The sequence below is a fragment of the Arthrobacter sp. AB6 genome, assembly GCF_031844545.1.
Lineage (GTDB): Bacteria > Actinomycetota > Actinomycetes > Actinomycetales > Micrococcaceae > Arthrobacter.
This window is the reverse complement of record NZ_JAUZVL010000014.1, coordinates 15996-32678: the sequence shown is the minus strand read 5'-3', so window position 1 is coordinate 32678 and position 16683 is coordinate 15996. Positions and strand designations below refer to the sequence as shown.

The 16683-nt window shown below is 67.1% G+C and carries 11 protein-coding genes; 5 read left to right on the top strand and 6 right to left on the bottom strand.

Annotated elements, in window-relative coordinates; genetic code table 11:
* Positions 1-44 precede the first annotated feature (44 nt).
* Together Q9R30_RS12235 and Q9R30_RS12230 are read left to right on the top strand one after the other, a co-directional pair.
* Entirely contained in the window at positions 45-2564 is a 2520-nt protein-coding gene (locus Q9R30_RS12235) for a DNA topoisomerase IV subunit A (RefSeq protein ID WP_311217763.1), read from the top strand.
* A 19-nt stretch (positions 2565-2583) separates the two neighbouring features.
* Complete coding sequence (locus Q9R30_RS12230; protein WP_104997551.1) at positions 2584-3102, top strand: DinB family protein; 519 nt, start codon at positions 2584-2586, stop codon at positions 3100-3102.
* Here Q9R30_RS12230 and cydD read toward each other — a convergent pair.
* From cydD to Q9R30_RS12215, 3 genes are read right to left on the bottom strand one after another with little or no spacing between them, the layout of a single operon-like run.
* The gene (gene cydD, locus Q9R30_RS12225) at positions 3084-6611 is read right to left on the bottom strand and encodes a thiol reductant ABC exporter subunit CydD (protein ID WP_311217739.1); all 3528 of its coding nucleotides are present in this window, start codon (positions 6609-6611) and stop codon (positions 3084-3086) included. The two genes, Q9R30_RS12230 and cydD, sit on opposite strands and share 19 nt — an antisense overlap.
* Before the next feature lies 1 nt (position 6612).
* Positions 6613-7662 (bottom strand): cytochrome d ubiquinol oxidase subunit II, encoded by a 1050-nt coding sequence (cydB, locus tag Q9R30_RS12220; RefSeq protein ID WP_311217738.1) that lies wholly within the window; start codon positions 7660-7662, stop codon positions 6613-6615.
* 27 nt (positions 7663-7689) lie between these two features.
* Complete coding sequence (locus Q9R30_RS12215; protein ID WP_311217762.1) at positions 7690-9294, bottom strand: cytochrome ubiquinol oxidase subunit I; 1605 nt, start codon at positions 9292-9294, stop codon at positions 7690-7692.
* Between the two features lie 271 nt (positions 9295-9565).
* Between Q9R30_RS12215 and Q9R30_RS12210 the strand changes: the two genes are divergently transcribed.
* Together Q9R30_RS12210 and Q9R30_RS12205 are read left to right on the top strand one after the other, a co-directional pair.
* The gene (locus Q9R30_RS12210) at positions 9566-9952 is read left to right on the top strand and encodes a BlaI/MecI/CopY family transcriptional regulator (protein WP_104997547.1); all 387 of its coding nucleotides are present in this window, start codon (positions 9566-9568) and stop codon (positions 9950-9952) included.
* A 6-nt stretch (positions 9953-9958) separates the two neighbouring features.
* Positions 9959-10948: a M56 family metallopeptidase gene (locus Q9R30_RS12205; protein WP_104997546.1), complete on the top strand. Its 990-nt coding sequence runs from the start codon at positions 9959-9961 to the stop codon at positions 10946-10948.
* Positions 10949-10991: 43 nt separating this feature from the next.
* Here the strand turns inward: Q9R30_RS12205 and Q9R30_RS12200 are convergent, their stop codons facing one another.
* Positions 10992-13100 (bottom strand): DNA topoisomerase IV subunit B, encoded by a 2109-nt coding sequence (locus tag Q9R30_RS12200; RefSeq protein WP_311217737.1) that lies wholly within the window; start codon positions 13098-13100, stop codon positions 10992-10994.
* 255 nt (positions 13101-13355) lie between these two features.
* Here Q9R30_RS12200 and Q9R30_RS12195 point away from each other — a divergent pair, with 255 nt between their 5' ends.
* The gene (locus Q9R30_RS12195) at positions 13356-13577 is read left to right on the top strand and encodes a hypothetical protein (protein WP_104997544.1); all 222 of its coding nucleotides are present in this window, start codon (positions 13356-13358) and stop codon (positions 13575-13577) included.
* Positions 13578-13762: 185 nt separating this feature from the next.
* Here the strand turns inward: Q9R30_RS12195 and Q9R30_RS12190 are convergent, their stop codons facing one another.
* Positions 13763-15073: an RNA polymerase sigma factor gene (locus Q9R30_RS12190; protein ID WP_311217736.1), complete on the bottom strand. Its 1311-nt coding sequence runs from the start codon at positions 15071-15073 to the stop codon at positions 13763-13765.
* 304 nt (positions 15074-15377) lie between these two features.
* Positions 15378-16619, bottom strand: coding sequence for a DUF4192 family protein (locus Q9R30_RS12185; protein WP_311217735.1), 1242 nt, complete (start codon positions 16617-16619; stop codon positions 15378-15380).
* Positions 16620-16683 lie beyond the last annotated feature (64 nt).

Sequence of the window (16683 nt, the reverse complement as noted above, 5' to 3'; positions counted from 1 at the left end):
CAATAAACCGATTGCACAGCACACCAGAAGGATTTACCAACCCCATGGCCCGCCGCCAAAGCCCAGCCCCCACCGTGGAAGACAGCACCCCCTACACGGAGAACATCGTGGACATCGATGTCACCTCCGAAATGGAGGGGTCCTTCCTGGAGTACGCGTATTCGGTGATTTACTCGCGGGCCCTTCCCGACGCCCGCGACGGGCTCAAGCCGGTGCAGCGCCGCATCCTCTACATGATGAGCGACATGGGCCTGCGTCCGGACCGCGGCCACGTGAAGAGCGCCCGCGTGGTGGGCGAGGTCATGGGCAAGCTGCACCCGCACGGCGATACCGCCATCTACGACGCCATGGTGCGCATGGCGCAGGACTTCTCGCTGCGGCTGCCGCTCATTGACGGGCACGGTAACTTCGGCTCGCTCGACGACGGCCCTGCGGCTCCGCGGTATACGGAAGCACGGCTGGCCGCCGCCGCCCTCACGCTGACAGACCATCTCGATGAAGACGTGGTGGACTTTGTCCCCAACTACGACAACCAGCTGACCCAGCCGGACGTCCTGCCGGCAGCGTTCCCCAACCTGCTGGTCAACGGCGCCACCGGCATCGCCGTCGGCATGGCCACCAACATGGCCCCGCACAACCTCGTGGAGGTCATCTCCGCCGCGCGGCACCTGATCGCCAACCCGGACGCGACGCTGGATGACCTCATGCGCTTCGTACCCGGCCCGGACCTGCCCAGCGGCGGGCGGATTGTGGGCCTGGACGGCATCCGCGACGCCTACGCCACCGGGCGCGGGTCCTTCAAGACCCGGGCCAAGGTGGAAATCGAGCAGCTTTCCGCGCGCCGGACCGGCCTGGTGGTCACCGAGCTCCCCTACATGGTGGGCCCGGAGAAGGTCATCGAGAAGATCAAGGACGCCGTTAATGCCAAGAAGCTGACGGGCATCAGCGACATCGTCGACCTGACGGACCGGAAGCACGGCCTGCGGCTGGTCATCGAGCTCAAGAACGGCTTCAACCCCAACGCCGTCCTGCAGCAGCTCTACCGCTACTCGCCGATGGAAGACTCCTTCGGCATCAACAACGTCACCCTGGTGGACGGCCAGCCGCAGACCCTGGGCCTGGTGCAGCTGCTCACCGTCTACGTGAACCACCGGATCGACGTGGTGCGCCGCCGGACCGTGTTCCGGCTGGGGAAGAAGAAGGACCGCCTCCACCTGGTGGAGGGCCTCCTCATCGCCATCGTGGACATCGACGAAGTCATCCAGATCATCCGGTCCTCGGATGAGGCCGCCGCCGCCCGGGCCCGGCTGATGTCCATCTACGACCTCACGGAAATCCAGGCGAACTATATCCTGGAGCTCCGGCTGCGCCAGCTGACCAAGTACTCCCGGATTGAGCTCGAGAAGGAACAGGATGAGCTCCGCCGCGAGATAGCGGAGCTGGAGGCCATCCTGGGCTCAGAGGAGCGGCTGCGCACCCTGGTGTCCGACGAACTGGGCGCCATCGCCGAGCAGCACGGCACGCCGCGGCGGACGGTCCTGCTGGAATCAGAGGCCGTGGCCCCAACAGTTGCCGCCGACCTCGCCCTGGCCGCGGGAAAGAAGGGCAAGGCCGCGCCGCTGGCCCTGGAAATTGCGGACGACCCCTGCTGGGCAATCCTGACCGCGTCCGGGCAGGTGGCCCGCACCAGCAACCAGGAGCCGCTGGCGGAGGCCGGTCCGCGGGCCAAGCACGATGTGTACACGTCCGTCGTCAAGACCTCGGCGAGGGGCGAGATCGCCGCGGTTACCTCGCAGGGCCGTATGCTGCGCCTCCAGGTGATGGACATGCCGGTCCTGCCCCCGGTCTCGGGCCTGCCGAACCTCGCCGGCGGGGTGCCGGCCAAGGACTTCCTGACCCTGGTGAAGGGGGAAACCCTGGTGGCGTTCGTCCCGCTGGACGAAGTGCTGGCCATGGGAACTGCCCAGGGAGTGGTGAAGCGCGTGCAGCCGGACTATCCGCTGAACCGGGAAGACTGGGACGTCATTTCCCTGAAGGACAAGGACTTTGTGGTCAACGTGGTGCCGGCGGGAGCTGATGATGCCGAGCTGGTGTTCCTGACCAGCCAGGCCCAGCTGCTGAAGTTTGGTGCCGCAACCGTGCGGCCGCAGGGCCGTACGGCGGGCGGCATGGCGGGCATCAAGCTGGCGCCCGGGGACCGGGTGCTGTATTTCGGCGCCATCCAGCCGAAGGACGAGGCCGCCGTGGTGGTGACCATCGCGGGGACCACCGGCGCCCTTCCCGGCACCGCCCCCGGCACGGCCAAGGTGACGGCATTCTCCGAGTACCCCGTGAAGGGACGTGCAACGGCCGGTGTGCGGGCCCACCGCTTCCTGAAGGGCGAGGACACGCTGCTGCTCGCTTGGGCAGGCCACGGCCCCGCCAAGGCGGCCTCGGCAGCCGGGGTCGCCAGGTCCCTGCCGCAGGAGCATGGCCGGCGTGACGGATCCGGCGTCCCGCTCTCCCAGCCGGTGGATGTGGTGGGTCCCGCCATGGCCTGGCCTGATCCCGCCGGGACTGCCTGATCCCGCTTAGACTGCTTCCATGCCTATCGTTCCTGATGAGAAGGACTGGACCTGGGTCCTGACCCGTCCATGCCCGGAATGCTCTTTCGACGCTTCCACGGTGACGCCGTCGACGGTCCCCGGGACCATCGAAAACATGCTTCCCCGCTGGCGTGCTGTCCTGCGCAGGCCGGACGCTGCCGAGCGACCGAATGAGCACACCTGGTCGGCGCTGGAGTACGCCTGCCACGTCCGGGACGTCTTCAGCCTCTTTGACCAGCGGCTGAACCTCATGCTGGATTCGGACGACGCCCGGTTCGAGAACTGGGACCAGGACCGGACAGCGCTGGACAAGGACTACGCCAACGCCGATCCCGCGGTGGTGAGCGCTGAGCTGGCCGCAGAGGGCAAGCAGGTGGCGGAGTCGTTTGCCGGTGTCCGCGAAGCGGAGTGGGGTCGGAAAGGGCTGCGCAGCAACGGTTCTGAATTCACTGTCCTGACGCTGGCCCAGTACTTCCTGCACGACGTCGTCCATCACCTTCACGACGTGGACGGCTGATCCCCCTCTGCCGCGGTAAGCGCATACGCAGTCGAGGCATAGGTCGGGGCAGCAGCAGGCGCCGGCGCACGTCCTGTGTTCCCCGAGCCGGGGCCAAGCACCAGGCGGGCGTCTCCGGGGGCGATGTCAGCCGGGTTTTGGGTTACCAGCACCACAGTGCGGTTCCGCAGCCCCGCGCGGAGGTCCGCCAGCATGGCCTGTGCCGATTCCGCATCCAGGTGGGCCGTCGGCTCATCCAGCAGGATCACCTCCGCGCCCGTCATTAGCGTGCGGGCCACGGCCAGGCGCTGGCGCTCCCCTCCGCTCAGGAACGCCCCTCCGGGACCGATCCGGGTGTCCAGGCCCGCCGGCAGCCGCTCCACCAGGCTGGACAACCCAACGGAAGCAAGCGCATCCCGAAGTTCGGCGTCGCCGCCGGCTTCTTCGCCGCCGGCAGCCCGGTCCCCGGAGGAAGGCTTGCCCAGCAGCAGGTTGCCGCGGATGGTCGAGTCAAAGAGGTGGGCCTCCTGCGGGCACCACGCGGCCCGGCCGGTCACCCGGGCAGTCCCCGCGGCGGCCGGAAGGAAGCCCAGCAGGACCGAGAGCAGGGTGGACTTTCCGGAGCCGGAGGGCCCGGTGACTGCCAGCCAACGCCCCGGTTCCGCAACCGCGTCCAGCCCGGTAAACGCCGGCGCCCCGCCCGGCCAGGCCGCGGCAAGGTTTTCGAGTTCGACGCCGGGAGCACCGTTGCGCCGGGGAGGCACCTCCTGCAGGCCGTCGGCAGTGCCGCCGTCGGAATCGGGGGCGGCGCCGGAATCGGGGGCGGCGCCGTCCAGCGCGCCCGACGCGGCGACGCGCCGCATGACCGTCCGAAGCGCCGGGAACTGGCGTACCGCCGTCGTCATCGCTGCGTAAGGTTCCACCAGAGCGAGGAGCAGCAGCACCACCACCGCCGCAGTGGCGGGCTCGAGGCGGCCCTCGAGCACCGCGGGAGCCGCCAGCCAGGCGGCAGCGAAAGCCGCCGCGCAGCACGAAGCGGTGGTGATGGCGTGTCCCAGTCCGTCCGCCCAGGCTGAGCGCCGGGACGCCCGGGTGGCACTTCGGTCCTGCGCGCGCAGTCCGGCAAGGACCGGGAAGGCGACGCTGTTGGCGTGCAGATCGGCCCTGGCATCGAGGGCTGCGGAAGTGCGGCGCAGAACTCCGGACCTCAGCATCTGTTCGGCGCCGGCAGATTTGCCGTCAGCCCACAGTGCGACGGCGGGCGCCAGGAACAGGCTGGCCGCGGCGGCGGCAAGGACGGCCGGGAGCGCGGCCGGCACCAGCAGGCCGGTGGTGGCCAGTGCCAGCAAGGAGACGGCGAGGGCGGTAGCAGGCGGCAGCACAACGCGGGGCAGGAGGTCGCGGACAGTATCGACGTCGTCAATCACCGATCCCAGGACGTTGCCGCCCTGGAGCAGGCGGCGGAGTGCGAGCGCCCTGCGGCTTAGCGACTCCCATAGCTGTCCGCGGAGCCGGGTGAGGGCGGAAAACACCGCATCATGCAGGAGGAGCCGTTCCCAGTATCGGAGCACGGCCCGCCCGATTCCAAAGAACCGCACCCCCACGATCGCGGTCAGCAGGTACAGGATGGGCGGCTGCTCGCTGGCCCGGATGATCAGCCAGCCGGACAGGCCGGACAATGCCACGGCGAACACAGCCGCCAGCGTGCCCACCACCGCGGCGGCCGCGAACTTGCCGCGGACCGGCGCAAGGAGCACTGCGAGTAGTCGGGCGGTGGCGCGGCTGTCGGCTGGTTCGGCGGCGGGGGTTGCGGCGCCGGCAGCCGTGCCCGCCGGGGCGTAGGTCTCTTCGCCGACGGCGGAGCCGGCCGCGGCAGCAGGTTTTGCCCGGAATGCATCCGCCGGGTGCGCGGCGGGGGGTGCTGTCCCGCCAGGTCCGGCCACCGGCACCACATGGTCCGCGAGGCTGCGGGTGCGTTCATTGTGCGCCACCAGGATCACCGTCACCCGGCCCCGGAGCTTCCTGATGGCCTCCTCGACGGCCATCGCCGAGGCGTCGTCCAGGTGTGCGGTGGGCTCGTCGAGCAACAGGACGGTGGCGCCGGCCTCGATCCTTGCCAGCCCCCGGGCCAGGGCGACCCTGCGCAGCTCGCCCGGGCTCAGTTCCGCCGGGTGCTGTTGGGCCAGGTGGCCGGCGGCAGCGCGGGCCAGGCAGGCGCGTGCGGCGGCTTCCGCGCCTGCCTGGACGCGGGCGCCCTGGATGTCCCCGGAAAGGTAGAGCAGCACCTCGTCAAGGACGGTGTCCGCGAGCATCGCGGGGTGCTGCGGCACCCAGGCCAGGACGGTACGGTCAAGGCCCCGGACCGTGCCGGTTACCGTGGTGCCGGCGCCGTCGCCAATGGTCCCGGCCAGGACGCCGAGGACCGTGCTCTTTCCTGCGCCGCTGGCGCCGTCGAGGGCGGTGATCCTGCCTTGGGGCGCCGAGAACGTGAGCGGGCCGACGGCGGGCCCCGCCCTTCCGCCGTAGCTCACGGCAAGGTCCGTGACAGTGACCGGCGCCCCGGGCCTTCCTGCCTTGGCTGCAGGAAGCGGGCGTGGCTCGGGAGCATCCGTGACAGCGGTGGCCGCGGCGAGGGCAACCCGGCCATCGTCGCTGGCGTGGTGGGCGGTGCCCAGTTCCCGCAGCGGAAGATAGCAGTCCGGCGCCAGGATCAGGGCAAGCAGGCCTGCCTCGAGGGGCATGTCGCCGTGCACCAGGCGGACGCCGATGAACACCGCCACCACAGCGACGGAGATGGTTGCGATCAGTTCCAGCGCGAGCGCCGACAGGAAGGCCGTGCGCAGGGTTCCCATGGTGCGTGCGCGGTATTCCTCCGAGATCTCTTCCAGGGCCTTGCGCTGCGCCGTGGCCCGGCCGAGTCCCACCAGGACGGGCAGGCCTTTGGCGAGCTCCAGCATGTGGGCGGAGAGCCTTGCGAGGGAGGCCTGCGCCTCGCGGACGCTGTCCTCGGTGTACCGGCCGATCAGCACCATGAACAGCGGCACGAGCGGCACCGTCAGGACAACCACCACTGCGCTGACCCAGTCGGCGTAGAGGATCCGTGCCCCGAGCAGCAGCGGAATCGCGGCGCAGTTCACCAGGGCGGGGAGGAACTGGCTGTAGTAGCTGTCCAGGGCGTCCAGGCCGCGGGTTGCCAGGACGGCGAGTCCGCCGTCGGCCGGTCCGGTCTCCCTTACGCCGTTGCGCAGAGCCCGTTCAAGGAGCCCGGCGCGGAGCTCCTCCTTGATGCCAAGGGCGGCCCGGCGGGATGCAACGGCTTGTCCCCAGACCGTCAGGGAGCGCAGGACCGCGCCGGCCAGCCCCAGGGGGACCTCTCCGGCCCAGCCCGGGTCTCCCGTCACCATTCCGGCGAGGGCCGATGCCACCGCCTGCCCCATGAGCACAAGGGACAGCGCCTTGAGCGCGGCCAGCAGTCCCAGGACATAGATGGCGGAGCGGGTGGATGGACCGGGCGGGAAACGTGGCCGCATGTCAGCCCTTCGTGGTGAAGGCCGTGGCGGCGATGGCCGGCAGGAAGCTGTGCGCCTCCGGGATGTGTGCCGCGCTCACACGCCTCCGGAAGACCCAGTAGGTCCATGCCTGGTATGCGATGACCAGGGGGAGGCCGAGGGCTGCCACGACACTCATAAGGCCAAGGGTGTAGTCCGAGGAGGAGGCGTTTGAAACGGTCAGGTCGAAGGCGCTGTCCAAGGTAGAGGGCAGCACCACGGGGAATACTGCGCCGAATATGGACGCAGTACCAAGTACCAGGAAGGCGCCGAGGGCCAGGAATGCCTTGCCTTCGGCTGCCTTGCGGGCCAGGACCCAGGCTGCGGCTGCCGCGGCAACGGCGAGGATGACCAGGGCCCAGGTCCAGGGCTTGCCGTCGAGGAACTGGATGCTGAGCGCCCACGCGGCGATGGGCAGCAACAGCACCGGCAGCAGCCGCACGAACCACCGGCGGGCCCGGTGCCGGACGTCGCCGTCAGTCTTCAGGGCCAGGAAGGCCAGCGCATGCAGCAGCGAGAAACCCGCCACGGCCAGCCCGCCCAGCACGGCGTAGCCGCTGAACCAGGCCAACGGACCGCCCTCACGGTCGCCGTTCGCATTCAGGGGAAGCCCGGTGGTGGTGAGGGCCAGCGCGGCGCCCACTCCGAAAGCCGCGAAAAAGGAGCCCAGGGCGATGGCCCAGTCCCAGCGGGCACGCCACTGATCCGTGTCCACCTTGCCGCGGTATTCGAAGGCCACCGCGCGGAAGATCAGGGCAACGAGCACCACCAGCAGCGGCAGGTAGAGCGCCGAAAACAGTGAGGCGTACCAGAGCGGGAAGGCAGCGAAGGTGGCGCCGCCGGCGGTCAGGAGCCAGACCTCGTTGCCGTCCCAGACCGGGCCGATGGTGTTGAGCAGGACCCGTCGTTCGGTGTTGTTGCGGGCGAAGAGCTTCATGAGCATTCCGACGCCGAGATCGAAGCCCTCGAGGAAGAGGTACCCGGTCCACAGCACGGCGATGGCGATGAACCAGATGGTTGGGAGCAGTTCCATTCTGTGTTTCCTCTGCTTGGTATCGGGCTAGTACGCGAAGGCCAGGACGTCGTCGGCAGGTTTCCCCGCGCCCGGGCCGCCCGGTCCGGGCGTGGCGTCCCCGTCCTCGTCTACGGGGGCGTGCACCAGTTCCGGCATGGCGGAAACTACTCCACCCCGGATGTACTTGACCAGCAGCTTGACTTCAACCACCAGCAGGACTGCGTAAACTGCCGTCAGCGTTACCAGTGATGCCAGCAGTTCTCCCGCCGAGACCCCCGGCGAAACGGCGGCGGCGGTGAACATAAACACCTGGTCGATGCCGCTGGGGTCGGGATTGGGGGCCACCACAAAAGGCTGGCGTCCCATTTCCGTGAAGATCCAGCCGGCGGCGTTGGCGCCGAACGGGGCCAGGATGCCGAAGACCGCCAGCCGCATGAGCCACGAAGACTCGGGAACGGTTCCCTTCCGGGTGATCCACAGCGCCACCAGCGCTGCCAGGGCTGCAAGGCCGCCGAAGCCGATCATCATGCGGAAGCCCCAATAGGTCACCTCCATGACCGGCAGGTAGTCGATCTCCTGCCCGGCGCGTTCACCGTAGATCGGATTGTCCGGCAGGTTCGTGCCGTACTTCTCCCGGTATTCGGGCAGCAGGCTGTTGACGCCCTTGACTTCGGTGGTGAAGTCACCCTTCGCCAGGTAGGAGAGGATGCCCGGAACCTCGATCAGGGCCACGATGTCGTCGCAGTTCTGCGAGCCGATGTTGCCGATGCTGAGGACCGAGAAGCCGGTGCCGTCGTGGCAGGCAGCTTCTGCCGCGGCCATCTTCATGGGCTGCTGCTCGAACATCAATTTGCCCTGGAGGTCGCCGGTGAGGGCAGTTCCGGCGAAGGAGATCATGGCAACCACGGCACCGATCCGCAGGGACCGGAGCCAGACCTTGTGGTCATTCACGTCACGGCCGGGTATATCTGCTGCTTCGCCGGGGACCACCTTGCCGTCGGCACCCACGGTGTCCACGCCGTCGCGCCGCCTCCGCCACAGGTGGTACCAGGCGATGCCAAGGAGGAAGCCGCCCGCCACCGCCAGGGCGCCGAACAGTGTGTGGGGTACGGCAACGAGGGCGGTGTTGTTGGTGAAGACGGCCCAGGCGTCAGTCATGACGGGCCGGCCGTCGATCATCTCCACACCCACCGGGTGCTGCATCCAGCTGTTGGCGACGATGATGAAGTAGGCGGAGAAGACGGAACCGATAACGGCTATCCACAGGCAGGCCAGGTGGATGCCGGGCTTGAGCTGTTTCCAGCCGAAGATCCACAAGCCCAGGAACGTGGATTCCACGAAGAAGGCGAGGAGCGCCTCCAGTGCCAGCGGCGCGCCGAAAACATCGCCCACGAACCGGCTGTATTCGCTCCAGGCCATGCCGAACTGGAACTCCTGGACGATGCCGGTGGCCACGCCCATGATGAAGTTGATGAGGAACAGCTTGCCCCAGAACTTGGTCATCCGCAGGTATTCGGGGTTGCCAGTGCGGTGCCAGGCGGTCTGGATGACGGCCACAACCAGGCCAAGGCCGATGGTCAGCGGAACCATCATGAAGTGGTAAACCGTGGTGATGCCGAATTGCCAGCGTGCGATTTCCAGCGCGTCCATAGCGTCCAAGGCGGTCCCTCGTGTCAGCGAAATGCAGATCTTCTACGTTTTGTAGAACCGAACTTCTACCGAGTGTAGAACAACGTCGGCAGCGGTGTAAAAACCAGCTTCCACGCCCCTGGAGCCGCAGGCAAGGGAAGCGGCAGGCCAAGTGTTCTACCCAACGTAGAAAGTCCCGTGAAAACCGGGTAAATTAGAACCTGTAGTTGAAGCGAAGCATGCAGCCACCGCCGCTTCCACGCGGTGGCTCGGGGAACAAAGGAAAAGTGCAATGGCTAGTCTTGGTGAACTGGAACGGGCAGTGATGGATCTGCTCTGGGCGGGCCAGGAAGCAGCCACCGCTAATACCCTGCGGGACCGGCTGGCGCGGACGTCGGCCGGACAGGACGGCTCTGCAGGCCATGAAGGCAAGGAACTTGCCGTCACCACCGTCCTTACCGTGCTGTCCCGGCTGGAAAAGAAGGGCCTGGTGGAGCGCGAACGCGGCACCCGCCCGCACCGCTACCAGGCGGTGTCCAGCCGTGAGGACCACACCGCTGAGCTGATGCATGAAGTTCTGGGGTCCGCGCCGGACCGCGAGGCCGTGCTGGCACGCTTCATTGGGTCCGTTTCCGAGGGCGAGGCCGAGACGCTGCGCAAACTGCTGGGCCACCTGTAACGCACCATGTTCTGGGCCTCATACCTGCTGGCGGTCCTTGCGATAGTCCTGGCGTGGCCGGTGCCTATCCTCCTCTCGCGGGCGAAGTGGCCCGCCCGTTCGCCGTTCACTGCCATGATCCTGTGGCAGGCGATCGCACTGGCCGGCGGCCTGTCGATGATCGGCGCCATGCTGGTCTACGGCCTGGAGCCTATCGGCGACAACCTGATTGCGGGGCTTCGGGCGCTGGCCGGAATGGTGCTCTTCAATGCCCCCACCACGGCTTTGGGATTCTGGCACATCTTTGCCCTGTCCGCCGCCGCCCTGCTTACCGCCCACCTGGTGTTCACCCTGCTGCTGACCTACTACAAGATTGAGCGCCAGCGCCGGCGCCACCGCGAACTGCTGGCCCTCCTGGCCTCACCGTCCGCTGAAGGAACGGGAACGCTCGTTATCAGCCATGACTCCCCCGTGGCCTACTGCCTTCCCGGCGGCGCCCGCTCGGTGACGGTCCTCTCGGATGGCCTGATGGCGGCCCTTGAACCGGCAGAACTCCGGGCGGTCCTGATCCATGAGAATGCGCACCTGAACCAACGGCACCACCTGCTGCTGTGGGCTTTTGCCGCCTGGCGGCAAGCGCTGCCATGGCTGCCCACCACCCGCCTTGCCCAGGAGGCGGTGAATTCGCTGATCGAAATGCTGGCCGACGACGTCGCGCTCAAAACCGAGAGCAAGGCCACGCTGATCAAGGCAATCGCCATCGTGGCCAGCGGATCGGCCGGGAACACCGGCGGAGCGGAACTCCGTCCCGCAGCTTCCAGCCTGGCCCTGTCCGGGCTCGAGGCCGCCGGCACGCCCGGCCCGGACCCGGCCCGCACCACGGCCTCCCGGGTCAGCAGGCTGCTCTCACCCCAGCCTGAGCTGCCGGCGCCGGTCCGGAACATGGTGATGGCCGGATCCGTGCTGCTGCTGGCGCTGCCCACCGCCCTGCTGGTGGTGCCGGGCCTGCTGGGCTGAGTCCCGGCGTCGTACCTCCGGACCTCCGGCTCACCGCCCGCCGTCAGGCGTCGATGCGCTCCCGGTCCAGGCTGGCGGCGCCGGCGATGATAAAGTCCTTGCGCGGCGAGACGTCCGAGCCCATCAGCAGGTCAAAGATTTCCTCTGCCTGCTTGGCGTTCTCGATGCCCACCTTGCGCAGGGTGCGGTGCCGCGGGTCCATGGTGGTCTCGGCCAGCTGCTCGGCATCCATTTCGCCCAGGCCCTTGTAGCGCTGGATGGGCTCCTTGTACCGCTTGCCTTCCTTGGCCAGGCGGGCCAGGAGGACGTGGAGTTCCGCCTCCGAGTACGTGTAGATCATTTCATTCGCCTTCTGGCCCGCGTTGATGACCTCCACCCGGTGCAGCGGCGGGACAGCGGCGAAAACGCGGCCGTCTTCGATCATGGGGCGCATGTAGCGGAAGAAAAGCGTCAGGAGCAGCGTGCGGATGTGGGCACCGTCAACGTCGGCGTCCGTCATCAGGATCACTTTGCCGTAGCGGGCGGCGCTGATGTCGAAGCTGCGGCCGGAACCAGCGCCCACAACCTGGATGAGGGCTGCGCATTCGGCGTTGGAGAGCATGTCCCCCACGGACGCCTTCTGGACGTTGAGGATCTTGCCGCGGATGGGCAGCAGGGCCTGGAAGTCCGAGGACCGGGCCAGCTTGGCGGTGCCCAGTGCTGAGTCGCCTTCCACGATGAACAGTTCGGAACGGTCGACGTCGTCCGTGCGGCAGTCGGCAAGCTTGGTGGGCATCGAGGATGTTTCCAGGGCGTTCTTGCGCCGCTGGGTTTCCTTGTGCACCCGAGCCGAGATGCGCGACTTCATCTCGTTGACGATTTTTTCCAGCAGCAGCGCGGACTGGGCCTTGTCATTCCGGTTCGCGGAACCGAGCTTGGCGCTGATCTCCTGTTCCACCACCTTGGACACGATGGCGCGCACCGCCGAGGTGCCCAGGATTTCCTTGGTCTGGCCTTCGAACTGGGGCTCGGCAAGCCGTACCGTCAGGACGGCGGTCAGGCCCGCGAAGATGTCGTCCTTTTCGATCTTGTCATTGCCGGCCTTGAGCTTCCGGGCGTTGGTTTCCACCGCTTTGCGGAACGTCTTGACCAGGGCCTGCTCAAAGCCTGACTGGTGCGTTCCGCCCTTGGGGGTGGAGATGATGTTGACGAAACTCCGGACGGTGCTGTCGTAGCCGATGCCCCAGCGCAGCGCGACATCCACCTCGCAGTCCCGTTCCACCTCCGCCAGCTGGCTGTGCCCGCGCTCGTCCAGGACGGGAACTGTCTCCTTGAACTTTCCGGAGCCGTGCAGCCGCCAGACGTCGGTGACGGCGGGATCGGCGGCGAGGAACTCGACGAATTCGGAGATGCCGCCGTCGTGGTGGAAGACCTCTTCGTGGACTCCTGCCTCCCCGGGTGTTCCCGGGAACCTCCGCTCATCCCGCACCGCCAGTTTGAGGCCTGGTACCAGGAAGGAGGTCTGGCGCGCACGGGCCGCCAGTTCGTCATAGGAGAACTTTGCATCCGGGGTGAAGATCTGCCGGTCGGCCCAGTACCGGATCCGGGTGCCCGTGACCCCGCGCTTTGCTTTGCCCACCACGTCCAGGACGGAATCGTCCACGAACGGGGTAAAGGGTGCGGCGGGGTCGATCCTGGAGCCAACGTCCTTGAAGCGTCCGGGCTCGCCGCGCCGGAAGGACATCTTGTAGGTCTTGCCGCCGCGGACCACTTCGACGTCGAGGCGGGAGGACAGCGCGTTGACCACGGATGCGCCGACGCCGTGCAGGCCGCCTGAGGCCGTGTAGGAGCCGCCGCCGAACTTGCCGCCGGCGTGGAGTTTGGTGAAGACCACTTCGACGCCCGTCAGGCCGGTCTTGGGTTCTTTGTCGATAGGGATGCCGCGGCCGTCGTCATGGATCTCCACGGAGTTGTCGGCGTGGAGGATGATCTTGATGTCGTGGCCGAACCCGGCCAGGGCCTCATCCACGGAGTTGTCAATGATCTCCCAGAGGCAGTGCATGAGTCCGCGGGAGTCGGTGGAACCGATGTACATGCCCGGGCGCTTGCGGACAGCCTCGAGGCCCTCCAGTACAGACAGGTGCCGGGCAGTGTAATCAGAACTTGGTGCCACTGGTGATGAACTCCTTCAGGGACGGAAACAGCAGGCTGGGATCGCTTCCTCTAGGGTAGTCGGCCCGGCACCGGCAGGCCGGCTGCCACACCTGGCCGGGGGTGTGGACCGTGCCACGCGGGTGGTGCCGGCGGGCCCTGCGGCGAACTTGAGCCAATTTTGCGGATACGCGCACAGCGAACTTGCCCCATCCTTGCGATGGATTTGTTACGAATGCTGGTTATATAGACGTACTGATCTACTAAGGAGGCCGACATGACAACAGCAGTGGCAGACCGCACACTCAACGCACTCGACCGGTGCGATCGTTGCGGAGCCCAGGCTTACGTCCGGGTTGTATTGGAGTCCTCCGGCGGTGAACTGCTGTTCTGCGGCCACCACGCCCGTGCAGTGGAGGCAACCCTCAAGCCGTTGAGCTCCGACTGGCACGACGAGACGGGCAGGCTTCACGAGAAGGCAGTCGTGGAAATCGACTAGGTTCTTCCCGAAGTTGTTGGGACCCCACCGCAAGGTGGGGTCCCAATCCTTTTAACCACAACCTTCAAAGCGCCGCCCTGGCCCGCCGCAACAGCCCGGACGGCCTGGGGAAACCAAGCGGCCCGCCGGCTGCCGCGCGGGGGGGGCGCGGCGGCCGGCGGGCCGCTGTGTTTGACCGGTCCTGTTTAGTCCAGGTAGTCCCGGAGCACCTGCGACCGCGACGGGTGGCGGAGCTTGGACATGGTCTTCGATTCGATCTGGCGGATGCGCTCACGCGTGACTCCGTAGACCTTTCCGATTTCGTCTAAAGTCTTCGGCTGTCCATCCGTCAGGCCGAAGCGCATGGCCACAACGCCGGCCTCGCGCTCGGAGAGTGTGTCCAGGACGGAGTGCAGCTGCTCCTGCAGGAGCGTGAAGCTCACGGCATCCGCCGGAACCACGGCTTCGGAGTCCTCGATCAGGTCGCCGAACTCGGAGTCGCCGTCCTCGCCCAGGGGCGTGTGCAGCGAAATGGGCTCGCGGCCGTACTTCTGGACTTCAACGACCTTTTCGGGCGTCATGTCCAGTTCGAGGGCCAGCTCTTCGGGCGTGGGTTCACGGCCCAGGTCCTGCAGCATCTGGCGCTGCACGCGGGCCAGCTTGTTGATGACCTCGACCATGTGCACTGGAATACGGATGGTGCGGGCCTGGTCGGCCATGGCGCGGGTGATTGCCTGGCGGATCCACCAGGTGGCATAGGTGGAGAACTTGAAGCCCTTGGTGTAGTCGAACTTCTCCACCGCACGGATGAGGCCCAGGTTGCCTTCCTGGATGAGGTCCAGGAACAGCATGCCGCGGCCGGTGTAACGCTTGGCCAGCGAGACCACCAGGCGGAGGTTCGCTTCCAGGAGGTGGTTCTTGGCACGTTTCCCGTCATGGATGATGAATTCAAGCTCGCGCTTGTACTTCGGATCCATGGAGCCGTCGTCGGCGTTGATCTTTTCCTCGGCAAAAAGTCCGGCTTCGATCCGGAGCGCAAGGTCGACTTCCTGCTCGGCGTTGAGCAGCGCAACCTTACCGATCTGCTTAAGGTAGTCCTTGACGGGGTCGGCGGTAGCTCCGGCGGACATGACCTGCTGCACGGGTGCGTCGTCGTCATCAGCGTCCGAGTAGACGAAGCCCTTGCCGGAGCCGGCGGCACCCTTGGCGGGATCGGCCTCGGCGTCGTCCTCGATAACCTCAGGTCCTTCGAGGATGATGTCGTCGAGCTCTTCGTCGACTTCTTCTACATCGTCAGCGCCGCCAGCCGCAGACTTGCCGGCGGCCTCGGCAGCTGCCTTTGCGCCGGGCTTGGGCCCGCGCTTCTTGGGCTCGCGCTTGCCGTCCGCGGCCTCACCGGCAGATGCTTTGTTGGCTGCCCGCGTAGCTGCCCGCTTGGCGTTGGTCGCAGCCTGCTTCTCCTCGGCGGACAGTTCGTCCTGGGCGGAGGGGTCCTTCTTCGTGGAAGACGGGGTCACAGAAAACCTTTCTAGCGGTGGTCTGTGGAATCACCATACGGGCAACACCACTATGACCCTGTCAAGTCCGTGGTGAAAACCAAGCGCCACCACGGCCCGCAGAGTCAATTAAGACAACTGCCGGAACCGCTGTAATGTTCCCCGAAAGGGCACAATCCTGGACGCTCGATACACGGACCCAACCGGGTCTCGGCATCCATTGTCTCATGATTTCCCGGAAGGGGCCTCTCCCCCGTTCTCCTCGTTCGGCCAGCCCGCCGGCACGTGCCCGCTGCACCCTCCCCGCAATCCCTGCGCCCACCGATCACGCCGCGTCGGGGCCGAATTTCTGCCAGGCGGCCTCCTTCCGTGCCGCCCAGCCGCAGATGGTTCCCCGGCGGACCAGTTCCAGCAGCAGTTCCGCGAGCCGGTACCCGGGTTCCACGTCCAGGGCCTGGGCAAGGTAGGCCGCGGAGAAGGAGCCACGCCCCCGGCACCATGCGATCCAGCCCCTTCCCGTGAGCGATGCTGCCCCAGCCCTACCTCCGGATGCCGCGAGTTGCAGGAAAATGGAATCCAAGGCGTCGAGCCTCTCCCAGTCCGGAACGGCAGGCTGGATCCCCATCAGGACATCGCCGTAGCGGGGAACACCCGCTTCCGTCACCCCGCCATGTACAGGACCACCGGCCGGAGCGGCCTTCCCGCCAATGCCGGCGCCAAGGGATCCTGCCGGCGGGGCCACAGGTTCAAGGCGGCACTCCTCGCGAAAGGTGGGTGACTGCCCGGCCCCGGCTTCCGCTGCCGCCCTTCCGGCGGCCGCCATCATCAGGACGGCATCCCGCCATCGCGGTACCAACAGGGTTGCCCGCAGGAAGCCGTCGCGTTCAACCTCGGGAAGCCACGCTTCACCCGGGGGACGGTTAAGCTGGGCATCCCATAGCCCCAGGACAGCGTCAAACTGCGCCCTGCTTCCGCGGCGCAGGTCCAGTTGCGCCAACCACGCCGCTTCCGCCTCAAGCACTGCAGCACAATGCAGGCTGGAACCGGGCAGGACCGCAGCCGGCTGGTCCTGGGGGGACGGGCCCACGCTGCTTCCGCGGTACACCATTTCGGCGTTCAGGGTGCTGTCCCGGATCTCCTGCACCGGACGTCCGGGGAAGGGGCAGCACGCAGGATCAGCACAAAACGCGTCCCGCCAATACTCGGTGCCGACGTACCAGGCATCCCGGACCGGCATCCCTGCTCCGTCCAGCGCCCATTGCAGCCCCGCGAGCAGGCTGCCATAGCCGTCCGGCCCGGCCAGCCAGCCGTTGTTGGTGAAGAGTGCCAGCAGCGACCCGTCGGCATTCCGGTCCGCTTCAAGGTAGCTGCAGACCGTCCGGGCAAAAGCGGCGGGCTGCGCCAGGACGTCCGGGCCGGGAAGATCCAGCCTGAGCGTGGCGCCCAGCCGTTTGCCCTGCAACGTCATGGCGACGAGGCTTGCGGACGGCCAGTAGCCCAGTGAGTGGGGAATGAAGCCCAGGACGTCTTCCGGGCTGCGGATTGTCAGGTGTTCTGGAGGTGTCATGCCTCCAGCCTTCACGGACCGCCGGACCCGGATAAGGACCTGATCCGGCTATGTGGGGAAACGT

Bases quoted from the DNA above. Each gene is read 5' to 3' on its own strand.
- Q9R30_RS12235 (WP_311217763.1), top strand. From the start codon at position 45: ATGGCCCGCCGCCAAAGCCCAGCCCCCACCGTGGAAGACAGCACCCCC.
- Q9R30_RS12230 (WP_104997551.1), top strand. From the start codon at position 2,584: ATGCCTATCGTTCCTGATGAGAAGGACTGGACCTGGGTCCTGACCCGT.
- cydD (WP_311217739.1), bottom strand. From the start codon at position 6,611: ATGCGGCCACGTTTCCCGCCCGGTCCATCCACCCGCTCCGCCATCTAT.
- cydB (WP_311217738.1), bottom strand. From the start codon at position 7,662: ATGGAACTGCTCCCAACCATCTGGTTCATCGCCATCGCCGTGCTGTGG.
- Q9R30_RS12215 (WP_311217762.1), bottom strand. From the start codon at position 9,294: ATGGACGCGCTGGAAATCGCACGCTGGCAATTCGGCATCACCACGGTT.
- Q9R30_RS12210 (WP_104997547.1), top strand. From the start codon at position 9,566: ATGGCTAGTCTTGGTGAACTGGAACGGGCAGTGATGGATCTGCTCTGG.
- Q9R30_RS12205 (WP_104997546.1), top strand. From the start codon at position 9,959: ATGTTCTGGGCCTCATACCTGCTGGCGGTCCTTGCGATAGTCCTGGCG.
- Q9R30_RS12195 (WP_104997544.1), top strand. From the start codon at position 13,356: ATGACAACAGCAGTGGCAGACCGCACACTCAACGCACTCGACCGGTGC.
- Q9R30_RS12185 (WP_311217735.1), bottom strand. From the start codon at position 16,619: ATGACACCTCCAGAACACCTGACAATCCGCAGCCCGGAAGACGTCCTG.